Origin of the sequence: Sphingomonas albertensis (assembly GCF_014358075.1) — a bacterium.
Taxonomy (GTDB): domain Bacteria; phylum Pseudomonadota; class Alphaproteobacteria; order Sphingomonadales; family Sphingomonadaceae; genus Sphingomonas; species Sphingomonas albertensis.
Genome location: NZ_JACONT010000010.1, coordinates 1 through 14,964 on the forward strand (window position 1 = coordinate 1; position 14,964 = coordinate 14,964).

Here is a 14,964-nt window from a genome sequence, read left to right on the forward strand (position 1 = left end):
CGCCCCACGCCACGTCTTGCGCAGGCAGGGCTCGGATCGAAGCCAATATCCAGACGACGACCCATGAGGGCGTCGCACGCGTTCTAGACCCGCGGTTGGCCGCAAAGGCATGCGCGGTACGGTGGCAGGTCGGAGACACCAGCACAGAGCCGTTCCACGCGACCGCCGATGCTCGCACTATGATGGTTCCGCGTGCTGTTGAAAATGCACCCGCTCGAGGGTGCCGCAGGGATCTGCTTGATGAAACGCTCGCGTAGCGGAACAATCGACCGTTACAGCCGCTGGCGACTATTCGAGGGTCCAAGATGTCCGATCGCTTCACCATCCTGCTTCAACATGCCCTGCCAAAACAGCGCCTGACCCGTCTGGCCGGTCGCATCGCCCGGGCGCGGGGCGGTGCCATGACCACCCGGCTGATCCGCTGGTTCGTCGCCAGATACGGGGTCGATATGAGCGAAGCCGAAAATCCGGACATCGCCAGCTACGCCAGCTTCAACGACTTCTTCTCGCGACCCCTGCGCAAGGGGATCCGCCCTCTGGCGCATGCCGATTTCGTCTGCCCGGTGGATGGCGCGATCAGCCAGGTCGGGGTGATCGACGACCATCACATCGTACAGGCCAAGGGGCACCGGTTCACCACGACCGAACTGATCGGCGGCGACGGCACGCTGGCAGCGGAGTTCCGTCACGGCAGTTTTGCCAACCTGTATCTATCGCCGCGTGACTATCACCGTCTCCATATGCCTTGCGCGGGCAGATTGATCAGTATGCGCTACATTCCGGGCAGCCTGTTTTCCGTGAACCCCGTCACGGCGCGCGGCGTGCCCAATCTGTTCGCGCGAAACGAACGCCTCGTGTGCGTATTCGAAAGTTCGGAGCACGGCATCTTCGTCATGGTGCTGGTCGGAGCCACCATCGTCGGCAGCATAGCCACGGCCTGGCACGGTGCCGTCAATGCGAAGCGTACCGGCAAGCTGGCGGAATGGTGCTACGCCGATCGAGAGATCGTTCTCGAACAGGGTGAGGAAATGGGCCGCTTCCTGCTGGGCTCGACGGTCGTGATGCTATTCCGGCCGGGAACGATCGCGTTCGATCCAAGCTGGCTGCCAACGCGCCCGGTGCGGCTCGGCGAACGCATGGGCGATCGGCCGGCTCTTTCTTCAGAGACCAGACCAGCGGATGCATTCTGAAGAGGCTCTACAGCCGTGACAAGCGGACGTCCGACGGGCGGTCCCATGCGAGCCGCACTGTGGCGACACGCCCGCCAATCGGTCTGTTCCGCATCTGCTCGTTTTCGGGAGGGGCGCATTCCGGGCAGCCGCCACGACGAACTGCCATGCCGTCTCTGATTGACGGCGCTTAGCATTTGAGACCATCGCCTTGTCCATGACCAAGAGCAAGGGACGCACCGGCGCGCACGCGCGCGCCAATATCCAACCTGCACCGACGGCCGCCGAGCTCGATGCCGCAAAGCGAGAGGTCGCTCAGATCGAAGGGCGGCTTGCCGGGCTGGCGTCCGGGCATCCGTCGGTGAAGATATGGAAAGCCCGTCTTCGTTCGGCGCAGTCCGTGCTCGCCCGCGCTCCCCGCGACTGAAGGACGATCGACCTAGCTATCGCGACTGGCCACCTTGGGTGAGCGGGCGCTGCGGCGATGCACCGCCCATCAACCCCTTGTACTCGCTCACGGAGCCAGCGAAGATCGGGCATCAGCACCGGGAGCGTCTATCATGCGTCGTCGAACTTTCATCGCCGCCTTGCCAGGGGCCGCATTGCTGCCGGGCCTTGGCATGGCTCAGGGTAGTCAGCCCGAACGCGGGGTTGCAGGAAAGCAGGGTGTCCCGGGACCGGGACAGGGTGGCGCGCCTCAGCCGGCGACCGCCGCGCTGCCGCCGCGCTGGATCGCCGGAGAGGACCGCTTCCTTCGTCCCGACGTAGCCGCGGGGGACCGCCCGGTCGGCGCGAGTTTCGCCTCGCGCACCGCCGCCTACGGTCTCAACGGCGCGGTGGGGACCGCACATCCGCTGGCGACGCAGGCCGGGATCGACATCCTGCGGCGAGGCGGATCGGCGGTCGACGCCGCGATCGCTATCAACGCCTGCCTTGGTTTCCTAGAGCCGACGTCGAGCGGAATCGGTGGCGACGCCTATGCGATGATCTGGGATCCCAAGCAGCGCAAGGTCGTCGGGCTGGCCGGATCGGGCGCGTCGCCGCGCGGCCTTAGCCTGGAAACGGTGCGGTCGCGGGCACGCGGCGGAGCGCTGCCGCCGCTGGGTGCCGTGTCCGTATCGGTGCCTGGTGCGGTGGATGCCTGGTGGACGATGCACCAACGCTATGGCCGGCTGCCCTGGGCGCAGCTGTTCGAGCCGGCGATCGCGCATGCCGAGGCGGGCGCGCCGGTGCCCGACATCATCGCTTTTTATATCCGACGCAGCATGGCGGCATTCCGTCGGCCGGGTAACGGCATCGAGGAAACCGCGAACGCGCTCAGGACCTATGGCCTTGTGGACGGCAAGGGCCCGGCGACCGGGCAGGTGTTCCGCAATCCCGATCTCGCGCGCACCTATCGGGCGATCGCCGCGGGCGGGCGTGACGCGTTCTACAGCGGTGAGATCGCCCGTGTCGTCGATCGCTACTTCAAGCGGATCGGCGGCTGGCTGCGTTTCGAGGATCTGGCCGCGCATCGATCGGAATGGATCGCGCCGCACAAGACGGGCTATCGCGGCGTCGACGTTCATGCGCTGGGTGCGAACACGCAGGGCATCGCGACGCTGCAGATGCTCAACATTCTCGAGACCTTCGATCTCGGCGATTCAGGCTTTCAGTCGCCGCTGTCGATCCATCTGCAGGCGGAAGCCAAGCGGCTCGCCTATGAAGACCGGGCGCGCTTCTATGCCGACCCGCATTTCAGCAAGGTCCCGGTCGAGTGGCTGATCTCCAAGGACTATGCCCGCCAGCGTGCCAAGTTGATCCGTCGCGACCGGATCCTCGATCCGGTCCATCCCGGGCAGGCGCCCAGCCACGGCGACACCACCTATTTCAGCTGCGCCGACAAGGACGGCATGATGGTGTCGATGATCCAGTCGAACTTCCGCGGCATGGGGTCGGGGCTGGTCGCCGATGGTCTCGGCTTCATGTTCCAGGATCGGGGGCAGTTGTTCAGCTTGAAAGACGGTCACCCCAACATCTACTCGCCCGGCAAGCGGCCGTTCCAGACGATCATCCCCGGCTTCGCCACGCGAGGCGGCGATCCCTGGATGAGCTTCGGCGTGATGGGCGGCGACATGCAGCCGCAGGGGCAGACGCAGATCATCGTTAACCGCGTCGACTACGGGCTCGAGGTCCAGTCGGCGGGCGATGCGCCACGCTGGCACCACGAGGGCTCGTCGCAGTCGATGGGGGAGGATTCGGCCGGGCTGGGGCCGCGTGGATTGCTGCGGCTGGAATCGGGTGTGCCTGCCGCCACGAAGCAGCGCCTTGCCGACATCGGCTGGACGATCGGCGAGCCCGACGGAGGCTTCGGCCGCTACGAATGCGTCGAACACCGCATGGACGGTGCAACGCGGGTCTATGCCGCGGCGAGCGAGATGCGCGCCGACGGCTGCGCTTTGGCCTATTGAGAGGATGACGATGCGCCACCTGATCCTGGTCGCTCTGGCTGCGATGGCGACGCCCGCGGGCGCTGCGACCTATGAACTGAAAGCGACGCCGCAGACGGTCGCCTGGGGTCATTACGACGCCACCGATAAGCCTGTACTGACGATCCGGTCGGGCGACACGGTGGTGATCCACACGTTGCTGACCAACAGTCCGGCGGGTCTGGAAAAGGCCGGCGTTGCGCCCGCGCAGATCGAACCGGCGCTGCGTGCCGTGTATGACGGCGTACCCGCCAGCGCGCGCGGTCCCGGCGGCCATATCCTGACCGGACCGATCGCGATCGCAGGGGCGGAACCCGGCGACATGCTGGAAGTGCGCATCCGCAAGGTCGATCTGGCGATCCCCTATGCCTATAATGCGTTTCGGTACGGGGCGGGGTTCCTGACCGACGATTTCCCCTATGCGCGGATGAAGATCGTGCCCCTGGATGCCAAGCGCATGGTCGGCCTGTTCGCGCCCGGCATCGAAGTGCCGCTGGCGCCGTTCTTCGGCAGCATGGGGGTCGCGCCGCCACCGGCATTCGGCCGCTACGACAGCGCGCCGCCGACCATCAACGGCGGCAATATGGACGACAAGGCGCTCGTCGCCGGGACGACCTTGTTCCTCCCCGTATTTGCCCCCGGTGCGCTGTTCCAGGCCGGCGACGGTCATGCCGCGCAGGGCAATGGCGAGGTCGATATCACCGCCCTCGAAACCTCGTTGACCGGCACGTTCCAGTTCGTGCTGCACAAGAAGGCGGCGATCAGCTATCCGCGCGCCGAGACGCCCAAGGCCTATATCGCGATGGGCTTCGACGATGATCTCAGCCATGCGACCCGCAAGGCGCTGCGCAACATGATCGACTTCCTCGTCGCGGAAAAAGGCATGACGCACGACGACGCTTACATGCTGATCAGCGTCGCGGGCGATGTCGAGATCACCGAGCTCGTCGACCGCAACAAGGGCGTCCACGTCGTCCTGCCCAAGGCGGTGTTCACGAAACGCTAGCGCCCACGGCTTACGCCTGTCCCTTAGGTCGCCGCGTATGCCGTTCGGGTAAGAAGCCTAAGGCAACGCGGCGGCAACGTCGGCCGCGAAGCGCGCGATGGCGAAGCGCGCGGCGCCGGGATCCTCGCCGCGCCTGACCACCACCAGGTGCCGGGACGGGATAACCATCACATACTGGCCCCGGTTGCCTTGTGCGGCGAAGCTGCCCTCGGGCAAGCCCTGCTTGGGGCCGAACAGCCACATCGTCGCGCCATAGCCCGGTCCGCTAGCGGGCTGCGGTCCGCTCGGCGTCGTCATGATGCGCATCCAGCCTGCCGGCAACAGGCGCTTGCTCTGCCAGACGCCGTCCTGCGACCAGAACAACCCCAGCCTCGCCAGGTCGCGTGCGGTCGACCAGACCTGGCTGGAGAGGATGTAATTGCCGTGCCAGTCCGTCTCGGCGACGGTGTGCGTCATGCCAAGCTGGCCGAACAGGGTGCCCGGCAATGCGCGGTACCGGGCCTCGCCAATTGCCTGTCGTGTGGCGTAGACCGCGAGCAGGATATCGGTGTTGGCGTAGCGGAAGCGTTTGCCGGGCAGCGCCTCCAAAGGCCATGACACCGCCTGTTCGTCTACAGTGGTGCCGCCGAAGTAGATGGCGTCGGTGCGATTGCCGGCGGTGTCGCTGTGCAGGCCGGATCCCATCCGTAGCAAATTGTCGAGCGTGATCGCCCGACGCGGATCGCCCGTCTTCCATTGCGGCACGGCTGCGGGAGCCTTCAACGCGCTCGCATTGCTGAGGCCGATGAGTGTGCCAGCGATCGACTTGCCGACCGACCACGTCCTGTTGGACACGAACGGCCCGAAGCCGTGGCCATATTGCTCGGCAAGAACTTCGCCGTCTTTCACGACGATCACCCCGACCGTCTTGGTGCCGACGCCATATGTTGTTCCGAATGCCTTGCCGACGGCGCCGGTCAGCGCGGCTGTCGGGTGCGGTGCGATGCCAGCGTCACCCTGTGGCCAGCGCCGGGAATCCGCCGCCGTGATCGACGGTGCCGCTGTCAACTTGCGGCCAGACGGTGCCGTGCTGCCGATCGGCAGCGTCACGCAACCCCGTCCGCTGGTCCAGGCTGCGCGTCTTGGCGGTAGCTGGGGATCGAAAGTTACGGAAACGGACTGGAGACCACGGTCGACGCTCGCCGTCAGAGTCGGCACGATCGTCGCATATTCGGGGTAGATGCCGGCCAGTTCATCGGCATCGATCTGCGCAGGCGTGCGACCGGCGTTGAAGATGCCGGAGCAGTATAGCGCCGCCTTGTAACCGGCCGCTACCGCGCGTTGGTATGTTCCTGCCGAGGGCTGCGCGACAATTTGGGCATTGGCGGGCACTGACGCGAGGAGGACGAGGCCGGCCGCTTTGAGGATCTGCATGATGGCATCATTCCATTGCGCCGCGAGATCGGCAATTCGTTTCTCCGATCTGCAGCAATCGCAGCGTGCCCGAAAAGCCGCAGCGCCGGAGGTATAACCAACCGGCGTCGCGAGCCGCCGTTGTCCGAACTTCACCGGCATGCAACATGACGCGTTCAGGTTTTTCGGTCTACCATGAGCAGGTCGCTGAAAGACAACATTCGAGGACTATCGATGCGCGCGTCCCTGCTTTTCCGCCTGCTCCTTTCGAGTATCGCCGCAAGCATCCTTGTCCCGGCACCGGCGGCCGCAAGCTCCCCTGAACTCATCGGACTCGAGCGCGCGCTGGGCAAGTTGGTCGCGGAACGCTCGGGAGACTACGGCATTGCAGCGCTCGACCTTCGCGATGGCTCGATGGTTTCCATCAACGGCGACACCCAATTCCCGATGGCGAGCACGGTCAAGATTGCCGTTGCAGCGACCTACCTCGCCGATGTCGATCAAGGGCGACGCAGCCTCGGCGACATGATCGTTGGCCGACCCGCGGCGAAAGTCATGGAGCTTATGATCGTCCGCAGCGACAACCGGGCAACCGACCAGCTGCTTGCCGCGCTAGGCGGGCCCGTCGCGATCCAGCAGTGGCTTTCTTCCCAAAAGATACCCGGCATCCGGATGGACCGGACCATAGCCCAGTTGCTTCGAGAGCGCGGCCACCTCGCCGACAGCAAGGATGTTGCCACGCCGGTTGCCATGGTCACGCTGTTGAACAAGCTCGACAATGGTACCGTTCTAACGGCGCAAAGCCGCGCGTTTCTGCTCGAACTGATGAGCCGATGCGCGACGGGAACCCGCCGCATCCGCGCTCTGCTTCCCGTGGGTACTCGAGTAGAGGACAAGACCGGCACGCTGGACGGTATCACCAACGATGTCGGGTTCATTACAATGCCTGACGGCCGCCGGGTGGCAGTCGCTATATTCGCGCGAGGTGGACGCGATCGTCAGCCTGTCATCGCCGAGGTCGCACGCGTGATCTACGATCGCTTCGCGGATAGCGTCCGCAACGCACTCGCGCTTTTCATGCAAATGCGGTGAAGCGAACAAGGTCTTGCGGGCGGCTCACCGGGAACCAGAAGGACTATTGCCGGTTGCCATGAGCATGAAGTGTCATGGGCTTACGGGAAGGTAGCCAGTGTCGCAGGAAGTCGAGCTGAAGCTGGTATTGGACGTCGCCGCGGCCGATGTCTTTGCCGAGTCCGACCTGTTCGGCGCTCCGGCGAGCATGCGGCAGATGCAGGCGGTGTATTTCGACACGCCCGATCTCGCGCTTTCACAAGGCGGCGTCTCGTTGCGCATTCGGCAGTCCGGCGACACGCGGACGCAGACGATCAAGGTCGCGGATGCGAAGGCGGCGGGTCTCTTCGCGCGATCGGAATGGGAAATCGAGGTGGCCGGCATGACGCCGGTCGTCGACGACCGGACGCCCATCTCGGCGCTGCTCTGCAACGAGGCCGGCACAATCGCGCCGATCTTCACCGTCGCGGTCGAGCGCCTGACGTGGATGATCGCCAGCGGCGAGGCGTCGATCGAGCTGGTCTTGGACCGTGGTCATGTTGCTGCGGGTGACCGCCAGTCGCCGATCTGCGAGCTCGAGCTGGAGTTGAAGCAGGGAGAGCCGGCCGCTCTGTTCGTGCTGGCCAGGACGCTGGCGGCGCAGTTTCCGGTCCGCCTGGGCGTAGTGACCAAGTCCGAGCGCGGCTACGACCTGCTTCGTCCCGTATCCAGGGCGTTCAAGGCGGAGCGGATCGCGCTGAGCCGGGACGCATCCGCGGCGAATGCTTTCGAGGCAGTCGCTGGCTCTTGCATACGCCAATATCGCCTGAACGAGACTATCCTGCTCGATCAGGCCAATGCCGAGGCCCTGCATCAGGCGCGCGTGTCGTTGCGTCGGTTGCGGTCGGCCTTTTCGATCTTCAATCCCTTGCTCGACGGCGACGAGGTGCCGCATTTCCAGAGCGAGCTGCGCTGGCTGGGTTCGGTGCTGGGCGACGCGCGTGACCTGGATGTGTTGCTGGCCAAGGCGAAGCCCGGCGGCTCGTTGTTCGAGCGGTTGAGCCAGGCTCGCGATGCTGCCTATGCCGCAGTCGACACCGTGCTGGGCTCGGACCGGGTTCGCGCCCTGATGCTCGATCTGACGGAGTGGCTGGCGTGCGGGACGTGGCGCACCGCGCCATCGACGCGCGACGCACGGGACGCGTCGGCACGGCAGTTCGCGGTGGAGACGTTGCACGCGTTGCGTCGTCGCATCAGGAAGCGTGGTCGGTCGCTTGCGACGCTGGCAGACGAGGAACGCCATGAAGTCCGCAAGACCGCCAAACGGCTCCGCTATGGCGCGGAGTTTCTCGGCTCCGTATTCTCGAGCAAGAAGCGTTCGCGTCGCTATGGGAAGTTCGTGGGATCGTTGGAGACGCTGCAGGACGAGCTTGGCGCACTGAACGATATGGCGACGGCGCCGGTGGTTCTGGACCGGGTTGGCCTGCGCGACGACCCCGGGGCGAAGGGCCTGCTGGCGCATCGTAAGAAATCGAAGATCATCGACGCCGCGGCCGAGGCGTATGACGATCTTCTCGATCGCAAGACTTTCTGGGGTTAGGGGCGGGGGATCAGCGCTTCGCCAGCCGATCGAGCGTCGGACCGATCGGCTGATCACCCTTGGTAAGTTCGATAGCTGCCGGTGTTCGCCACCGGGGCCGATCAATCAGCGCTGGTAGCGACGTCAGAGCGGAAGACGCCGCTCCTCCGTCGCGCGCAAAACTAGCGGTGATCCGTCATCATCGTGCAGAATAGGGTTCAAGGCCGTGCGAGGTCGGGAAAACGATCCAGGAGCGCGCTGGTGACGCCGTTGGTCCAGCCGAAGCCGTCCTGCACCGGATATTCGCCACCCCCGCCCGGCGTTCGCTGCTCGACATTATATTTCTCAAGCATCTTGCCCGTCTCGGCATAGGCCGCACCGACCGTGCCAAGCCAGCGGCGGGCGATATCCTTCGCGAGCGCAGGCTCGCCGTTCGCCTCGAGTCCCGCGATCGCTACCCATTGCAGCGGCGCCCAGCCATTGGGTTCGTCCCATTGCAACCCGGTCCTGAGCGTGGTCGTCCGCAGGCCGCCCTCGGCGACCAGCGAATTGCGGACCGTCGTCGCCACCGACTTCGCCTGTGCGGGCGAAGCGAGACCGACGAATAGCGGATGCAGCATCGCCGCGTTGATGCTGGCGGTCGGCTTGCGCGTCGACAGGTTCCAGTCTGCGTAGCGCGCACTCGAGGACTGCCAGAGATAGCGGTCGATCGCTGCCTTGCGCCTTGCCGCGAGTGTGGTGAATGTGGTGGCGCAGAGTGTATCGGCGGCGGTTCGGCAGCGTTCGGCTATGCGGCGTTCCATCACCCATAAAAGACTGTTGAGATCGACCGGTACGATGTCGGTGGTATGGATCGTCGCTAGCGACTGCGGATCGCGCAGCCAGCGCGAGCTGAAGTCCCACCCGCTTTCCGCACCGGCGCGCAGGTCGCGCTGTGTCTCGGTGGCGGGGCGGGGGCCTGCCTTGGCGGCGGTCTCGACATCCTCGGCATAGGATTCGTCGCGTGGCGTGTCGCGGTCGTCGTAATGGCGGTTGAGCACACTGCCGTCGGGCATCCGCACAACACGCAGGCATGCTGGCTGGCGGGTCAGGCAAGCCTCGCCCTTCATCCAGAACGCATGTTCCGCGCGCAACGCCGCCAACCGGCGCTTTGCCACCAGTGGATCGGTATTCGTCGAAAGGTCGAGCATCAGCGCGTAATAAGGCGGCTGCGACCGGCTGAGATAATAGGTCCGCGTGCCGTTCGGGATATGGCCGTAGCGCTCGATCAGGCTGGTGAAATCGTCGAGCATCGTTTCGACCAGCGGCTGCTGGCCGTCGACCTTAAGCCCGAGCATCGTGAAATAGCTGTCCCAGTAATAGATTTCCCGGAAGCGCCCGCCCGGCACGACATAGGGCGCGGGCAGCGGCAGCGCGGAACTGCCCGCGACGGCGACGACCGGCTGGCGCACCAGTTGCGGCCACAAGGCCCGGACATGCGCCCTGAGATCGTCCGCGCCGCGATCATTCTCCCCGGGCACCGTGAAGTTGGCGAGGACGAACGCCTTCAGCGCCGCACCTACCGGCTTGGCTCGCGCGTAATCCGCCATGATCGCATCGGCTGCGCGCTTCGGCACGGCGTCGACGAACGTCTTGCCGTCCGCGAACACATGGCCCTGCTGCACCGCGCGAAACAACGGACCATAGATGTCGGCGGGTGATCGTACCGATGAGGGAGCGGAAGCGGGGCCGGTCTGCGCGGGCGCGATCGCCGCGACCGATGCCAGCGCGGCAAAACGGAGAACATTTTTCATGACGTCACGAATACCCCGCAAAGCGGATCGATCCCGCGCGATGCGGGATCGATCCGGCGTATCTCAGAACTTGAACGCAGCGGCGAACCGGATCGAGCGGCCGACGATCGGCCGGGCGAGGATCGTGCCGCTACCCTGTGACCCAAGCGTGCGCGGATTGCCTTCGGTCAGCCCGATCTCGTCGGTCAGATTGTCGCCAATCACCTGGAACTGGATCTGCGGGGTCAGGTCGAGCGTGGCACCTGCATCGAGCTTGTAATAGCCCGGCAGGACCTGCGCGTTCTGGACGTCGGAGAACCGGTCGCCGACATAGCCGATCGTCGCATACACGCCGGCCTTCGTGTCGCCGCCGAGCTCCAGATCGTAGGCGGGCGTGACGCGCCACTGCCATTTCGGCTGGCGCTGCACGCGGTTGCCGGTCAGATCGGTCAGGCCGCCATCGGTGAAGAAGTCGCGGTACTTGGCATCCAGATACGTTGCCGAGCCGCTGAGCGTGAAGCCGGCGAACGGCCGCAACTGCCCCTCGAACTCGACGCCGGTCGCCTTGGCGCCGCCAATCGACGCGATCGGCGCGCCGCTGGTGATGACCGTCGTCGCGAGCCCGTCGAAGGTGTTGTGGAACAGCGTCGCGTACAGGTTCGCGATCCCGGCCGAGACCTTCACGCCGCCTTCGTAGCTGTCGACCTGTGGCGCCACGTCGATGCCGTCGCGCAGATTGTCGAAGAACGGGAAGCTGTTGCCGCGGCTGTAGCGGACGAACGCACCGATCTGGCGGGTCAGGTCGTAATTGACGCCGCCGGTCCACGACCACGCATCGCCGCGATAGCGGATCGTGCGGAACGTGCCGTTCAACTGCGCGTCGCCATTGTCGTACAGCGTCAACGGATTGCCGTCCGCGCCCGCTGCCGGCACCGTGCCGGCAAGGTTCTCGAGCGTGCCGTCGACCGAGTGATGCTGGTAGCGGACGCCGCCATCGATCCGCAGCTTGTCGGTGATCTGCAGTTCGTCGACCGCATAGCCCGCGACGTCCTCGCCGGTGTAGCGCGCGTTGACCTTAAACGTCGAACCGCCCGAGAAGCCGTCGCGCGTGACGATCCGGCCATCCGCCAGCGTCAGGTTGAGCCGACGCGCATTGGGTTCGGCGGTCAGCAGCATGCTGTTGCCCAGATTCCACCGGTCGCGCGACTTGTAGCGCGTGTAATAGACGCCACCGGTCAGCGTGTTGCCGCCCGATTTCCACTCCAGCGCGAAATCGTTGACGAACGCCTGGATATGCTTCTCGACGCTCCACAGCCCGGCCTCGACGACCGCGGTGTTGGGCGACGCCGCGGCACCGCCGGTGGCGTAGGTGAGCGATCCGATCGTCCCGCCCTTGCCGGCGGCATAGGCGGCGGCGGTGATCGGTGGGGTGCCGCCGGGGACCAGACCGATCGTGTCGGCATCGCCCTCCATCCAGCTGCCGCGGTCGCGGACCGTAATCCCGCTGCCGAGTTCGTAATCGAAATTGCCGCCGAGGTTATAGGTCTTCGCGCTGCGTCCGTCGGCCAAGTCGACCCGGCTGCCGTCGTTGCGCACGCTGATCCGCGTGTCGCGCCCGACGAGCGTGCCGGTACCGGCGTCAAAACCGGGATATTCGCGGATCTTGTCGCCGTCCTGGACGACCGGGATCGGCAGCAGCCACTGGCCGCGATCGTCGAGATAGCGGCCGAACAGCAGGATCGAGCCCTTGTCGAAATCATGCCGGATGTTGCCGGTGATCTGACCGCCGCGCTCCGCCTCGAACTGCGCGTCGCGGATCCCGCGCGAGGTCGAGTAATAGCCACCGACCATGTAGGTCGTGCTGTCGTTGATCGGGCCGGAGACATAGCTGTCGACGCGGAACTCGCCGAAATCGGTACCGCTGAGTTTCAGCAGTCCGGCCGGCGTCTGCTTGCCCTCGCGCTGTACGAGGTTGACGGTCAGGCCAGGCTGGCCGTTCGAGAACAGCGCGCCGGTGCCACCGCGGACCGCCTCGACGCGCTGGATCGTCTCGTCGATCCGGATCAGCTGCGTGTTCTCGAGGAACGACAGCGTCGGCGGCGGGAAGAACGGCACGCCCTGCGTCTGGAAGGTGACGTATTCCGCATCGCCGCCCGATGGGTAGCCACGCACGAAGATGTTCGCGCCGGTCTTGCCGCCCGAGCTTTCGGTGCTGACGCCCGGTACCGCGCGCAGCACCTCGGCGGTGCTGGCGGTGCCCAGCCGCTGCGCCATCGTGCTGTCGATCGTGGTCACCGCGAACGCTGCATCCTGCCGCCGCGTGCCGGCGCCCGCGGTGCCGATCACGACGATGTCCGGAGCGGGCTCTTCGGGTGCGGCTTGCGTCGCGGTCGTATCCTGCGTGGGCGCAACGGCGCGCGCCGTCGCGACGTCACCGGTGGACTGATCCTGTGCATCGACGATCAGATAGGCGCCGCTCGGCGTCAGCTTGTGGCCGAGCCCCGAGCCTTTGAGGATCGTCGCCAGTGCGTCGCCCACCTCCATCCGGCCGGTCACCGCGCGCGCAGTCTTCCCACGAACAAGCGTCGGCGAAAACAGGATCTGTTTGCCGCTCTGGCGGGAGAAGGCAAGCAACGCGGTGCTCATGTCCTGTCGGGCAATCCGGACGCCGACGGCCGCCTGCGCGGTCACGTCGATCGGGATGCCGCCTGCGCCTAGCGCCAATGCGGTCATCATCATGCCGCGCAACAGCACGGTCCTGCCTGTGGATGTCATGCAACCCTCCCTGTGTGTACGATCCCTCTGCCGGGGTCGATCCGAGGATAAAGACGCAGGCGTCCCTAAATCCCGAACCCTCGTCCGAATTTATTTTTTCGTGGCGATCGTGATGCCGTCGGCGCTCCGCGCGACGGTCACGGGAAAGCCCATCTGCAACGCATCGAGGAAGGGCTGGATCTCGCCGGTGCGGAACGATCCGCTGATTCTGACATCGCCGGCCTGCGTGTCGGCGAGTGCGATCCGCGGCGTGCCATAGCGGTTCATTTCGGCGACCGCGTGACGCAGCGTCGTGTCCTCGAACACCAGCCGGCCCTCGCTCCAGCTCGACAGCGCCAAGGCGATGCCCGGCACATGGCGCAGCGATACGCCGCCAGCGGACGCTGTCAGGACGTCGTCGGGTACCATCGCAACCGGCTTCGCGTGTCCGCCCTTGGAGGCAACGCTCACCAACCCCTCGACGAGAGCGACCCGTACCGCACCGGGGTCGAGCCTGATGTCGAACGCGGTGCCGTGCGCGGTCACCGATTGCGATCCCGCGGTGACGACGAACGGACGTCGCTGATGCTTTGCGACCTCGAACAGCGCCTGGCCGCGTTCAAGCACCAGTCGCCGCTCGGCATCGCTATAGGCAATCCGCACCCGACTGTCGGTATCGAGCGTCAACCGCGACCCGTCGGTCAACGTCACCATCAGCCGTTGCCCGGTCGCGGTGCGATACACGGGCGCTTCTGCGATCTGCGCCGCCTGTCCCGTCGTCGTCGCATCGTCGGCGAGACGTAACCAGGCGATCGGCGCGACCACCGCGGCACAGGCCGCCGCCGCCAGCATCCACGGCGCAGCGCGGCGCGGCTCGCGCGCGAGCGCGATGCGCGCCACCGTGGCGTGACGCAGCGCCAGCATCTCGGGGTGATCTGCCAGCGCGGCACTCATGGTGCGCGCCTCGGCAACCGCCGCGAACGCCGCCTCGTGCCCGGCGTGCGCCCGCCAGTCTTCGAACCGAACGCGCGTAGCGTCGCTGGGATCGTCGTCGAGACGCTCGGCCCATTCGGCGGCCTCGATCATCACCGCCTCGCCCTGATGCGGCCCGATCACGGTCGCCAGTCCTTCAGCCGCTCGGCGACATGCGCGAGTGCGCGTGCCTGATGCTTCTCGGCCGCGCGCGTCGAGATGGCCAGAGCATGTGCGACGTCGGCCATCTTAAGTCCCTCAAGCATCCGCAGCACGAACACGTCGCGCGTGCGCTCGGGCAGTTCGGCAAGCGCGTGCCGCAACGCAAGTGCGACCTGCCTGCTTGCCAAGACGCGGTCGGGCGCAAAATCCGAACCTTCGAGTGAAAAATCATCGATCGGGTCCGACAAGCCGGCGCCACGGACCTGATCCCGGCGCGCCTGATCCTTCAGCACATTTGCGGCTGTGACGAAGATGAAGCTGTCGCGCTGGCGGATATCGTTCGGGTCGGCGAGCCGGCTGAGCCGCAGGAAAACCTCCTGGACGAGATCGGGAACGTCGTGCTGTGCCGAGACGCGACGGTTGAAATAGCGGCTGAGTGGCCGGCTATACGCATCGACGAGCGTACGCAGGATCGTCGTCCTGTCGCCCGACTCCGGCGCGCGTTGCCCCTCCGACCCCATGCGCGATGTCTAGAGCGTCCGCATGCGTCGTCAATCTCGCGGTCCGGATCTCACGATGGTTGTGCACGGCGGTCGTGCACGGCGGTCGTGCACGGCGGTCGTGCACGGCGGTCGTGATT

The 14,964-nt window shown here is 65.8% G+C and carries 11 protein-coding genes; 6 read left to right on the top strand and 5 right to left on the bottom strand.

The window, feature by feature from the left end; translation table 11 throughout:
- Window positions 1–305: 305 nt before the first annotated feature.
- The 4 genes from asd to H8S47_RS06470 all read left to right on the top strand — a co-directional run bounded on the left by asd (window position 306) and on the right by H8S47_RS06470 (window position 4,643).
- Window positions 306–1,190 (top strand): archaetidylserine decarboxylase, encoded by an 885-nt coding sequence (asd, locus tag H8S47_RS06455; RefSeq protein ID WP_187503105.1) that lies wholly within the window; start codon window positions 306–308, stop codon window positions 1,188–1,190.
- 196 nt (window positions 1,191–1,386) lie between these two features.
- Window positions 1,387–1,596: a hypothetical protein gene (locus tag H8S47_RS06460; RefSeq protein ID WP_187503106.1), complete on the top strand. Its 210-nt coding sequence runs from the start codon at window positions 1,387–1,389 to the stop codon at window positions 1,594–1,596.
- Between the two features lie 133 nt (window positions 1,597–1,729).
- Window positions 1,730–3,619 carry a gamma-glutamyltransferase family protein gene (locus tag H8S47_RS06465; protein ID WP_187503107.1) on the top strand — a complete coding sequence of 630 codons (1,890 nt, stop codon included), beginning with the start codon at window positions 1,730–1,732 and terminating at the stop codon, window positions 3,617–3,619.
- 10 nt (window positions 3,620–3,629) lie between these two features.
- Window positions 3,630–4,643, top strand: coding sequence for an acetamidase/formamidase family protein (locus tag H8S47_RS06470; RefSeq protein ID WP_187503108.1), 1,014 nt, complete (start codon window positions 3,630–3,632; stop codon window positions 4,641–4,643).
- 57 nt (window positions 4,644–4,700) lie between these two features.
- Here the strand turns inward: H8S47_RS06470 and H8S47_RS06475 are convergent, their stop codons facing one another.
- Window positions 4,701–6,056: a serine hydrolase domain-containing protein gene (locus tag H8S47_RS06475; RefSeq protein ID WP_187503109.1), complete on the bottom strand. Its 1,356-nt coding sequence runs from the start codon at window positions 6,054–6,056 to the stop codon at window positions 4,701–4,703.
- 174 nt (window positions 6,057–6,230) lie between these two features.
- On the opposite strand from H8S47_RS06475, the gene H8S47_RS06480 reads away from it, so the two are divergent.
- Window positions 6,231–7,127, top strand: a complete 897-nt coding sequence (locus H8S47_RS06480; RefSeq protein WP_235982655.1) for a serine hydrolase — start codon at window positions 6,231–6,233, stop codon at window positions 7,125–7,127.
- Window positions 7,128–7,224: 97 nt separating this feature from the next.
- Window positions 7,225–8,685, top strand: coding sequence for a CYTH and CHAD domain-containing protein (locus tag H8S47_RS06485; RefSeq protein WP_187503110.1), 1,461 nt, complete (start codon window positions 7,225–7,227; stop codon window positions 8,683–8,685).
- Window positions 8,686–8,882: 197 nt separating this feature from the next.
- Here the strand turns inward: H8S47_RS06485 and treF are convergent, their stop codons facing one another.
- The 4 genes from treF to H8S47_RS06505 all read right to left on the bottom strand — a co-directional run bounded on the left by treF (window position 8,883) and on the right by H8S47_RS06505 (window position 14,845).
- A complete protein-coding gene (gene treF, locus H8S47_RS06490) occupies window positions 8,883–10,457 on the bottom strand; it encodes an alpha,alpha-trehalase TreF (protein WP_187503111.1) in 1,575 nt (524 codons plus the stop codon).
- A gap of 63 nt (window positions 10,458–10,520) precedes the next feature.
- Window positions 10,521–13,211, bottom strand: coding sequence for a TonB-dependent siderophore receptor (locus H8S47_RS06495; RefSeq protein WP_235982656.1), 2,691 nt, complete (start codon window positions 13,209–13,211; stop codon window positions 10,521–10,523).
- Window positions 13,212–13,301: 90 nt separating this feature from the next.
- A complete protein-coding gene (locus tag H8S47_RS18800; protein ID WP_187503112.1) occupies window positions 13,302–14,306 on the bottom strand; it encodes a FecR family protein in 1,005 nt (334 codons plus the stop codon).
- Window positions 14,303–14,845 (bottom strand): RNA polymerase sigma factor, encoded by a 543-nt coding sequence (locus tag H8S47_RS06505; protein WP_187503113.1) that lies wholly within the window; start codon window positions 14,843–14,845, stop codon window positions 14,303–14,305. The genes H8S47_RS18800 and H8S47_RS06505 overlap by 4 nt, the downstream gene beginning before the upstream one ends.
- Window positions 14,846–14,964: the final 119 nt, after the last annotated feature.

Coding starts and splice junctions, on each gene's coding strand:
- asd (WP_187503105.1), top strand. CDS start 306: ATGTCCGATCGCTTCACCATCCTGCTTCAACATGCCCTGCCAAAACAG.
- H8S47_RS06460 (WP_187503106.1), top strand. CDS start 1,387: ATGACCAAGAGCAAGGGACGCACCGGCGCGCACGCGCGCGCCAATATC.
- H8S47_RS06465 (WP_187503107.1), top strand. CDS start 1,730: ATGCGTCGTCGAACTTTCATCGCCGCCTTGCCAGGGGCCGCATTGCTG.
- H8S47_RS06470 (WP_187503108.1), top strand. CDS start 3,630: ATGCGCCACCTGATCCTGGTCGCTCTGGCTGCGATGGCGACGCCCGCG.
- H8S47_RS06475 (WP_187503109.1), bottom strand. CDS start 6,056: ATGCAGATCCTCAAAGCGGCCGGCCTCGTCCTCCTCGCGTCAGTGCCC.
- H8S47_RS06480 (WP_235982655.1), top strand. CDS start 6,231: ATGAGCAGGTCGCTGAAAGACAACATTCGAGGACTATCGATGCGCGCG.
- treF (WP_187503111.1), bottom strand. CDS start 10,457: ATGAAAAATGTTCTCCGTTTTGCCGCGCTGGCATCGGTCGCGGCGATC.
- H8S47_RS06495 (WP_235982656.1), bottom strand. CDS start 13,211: ATGACATCCACAGGCAGGACCGTGCTGTTGCGCGGCATGATGATGACC.
- H8S47_RS06505 (WP_187503113.1), bottom strand. CDS start 14,845: ATGGGGTCGGAGGGGCAACGCGCGCCGGAGTCGGGCGACAGGACGACG.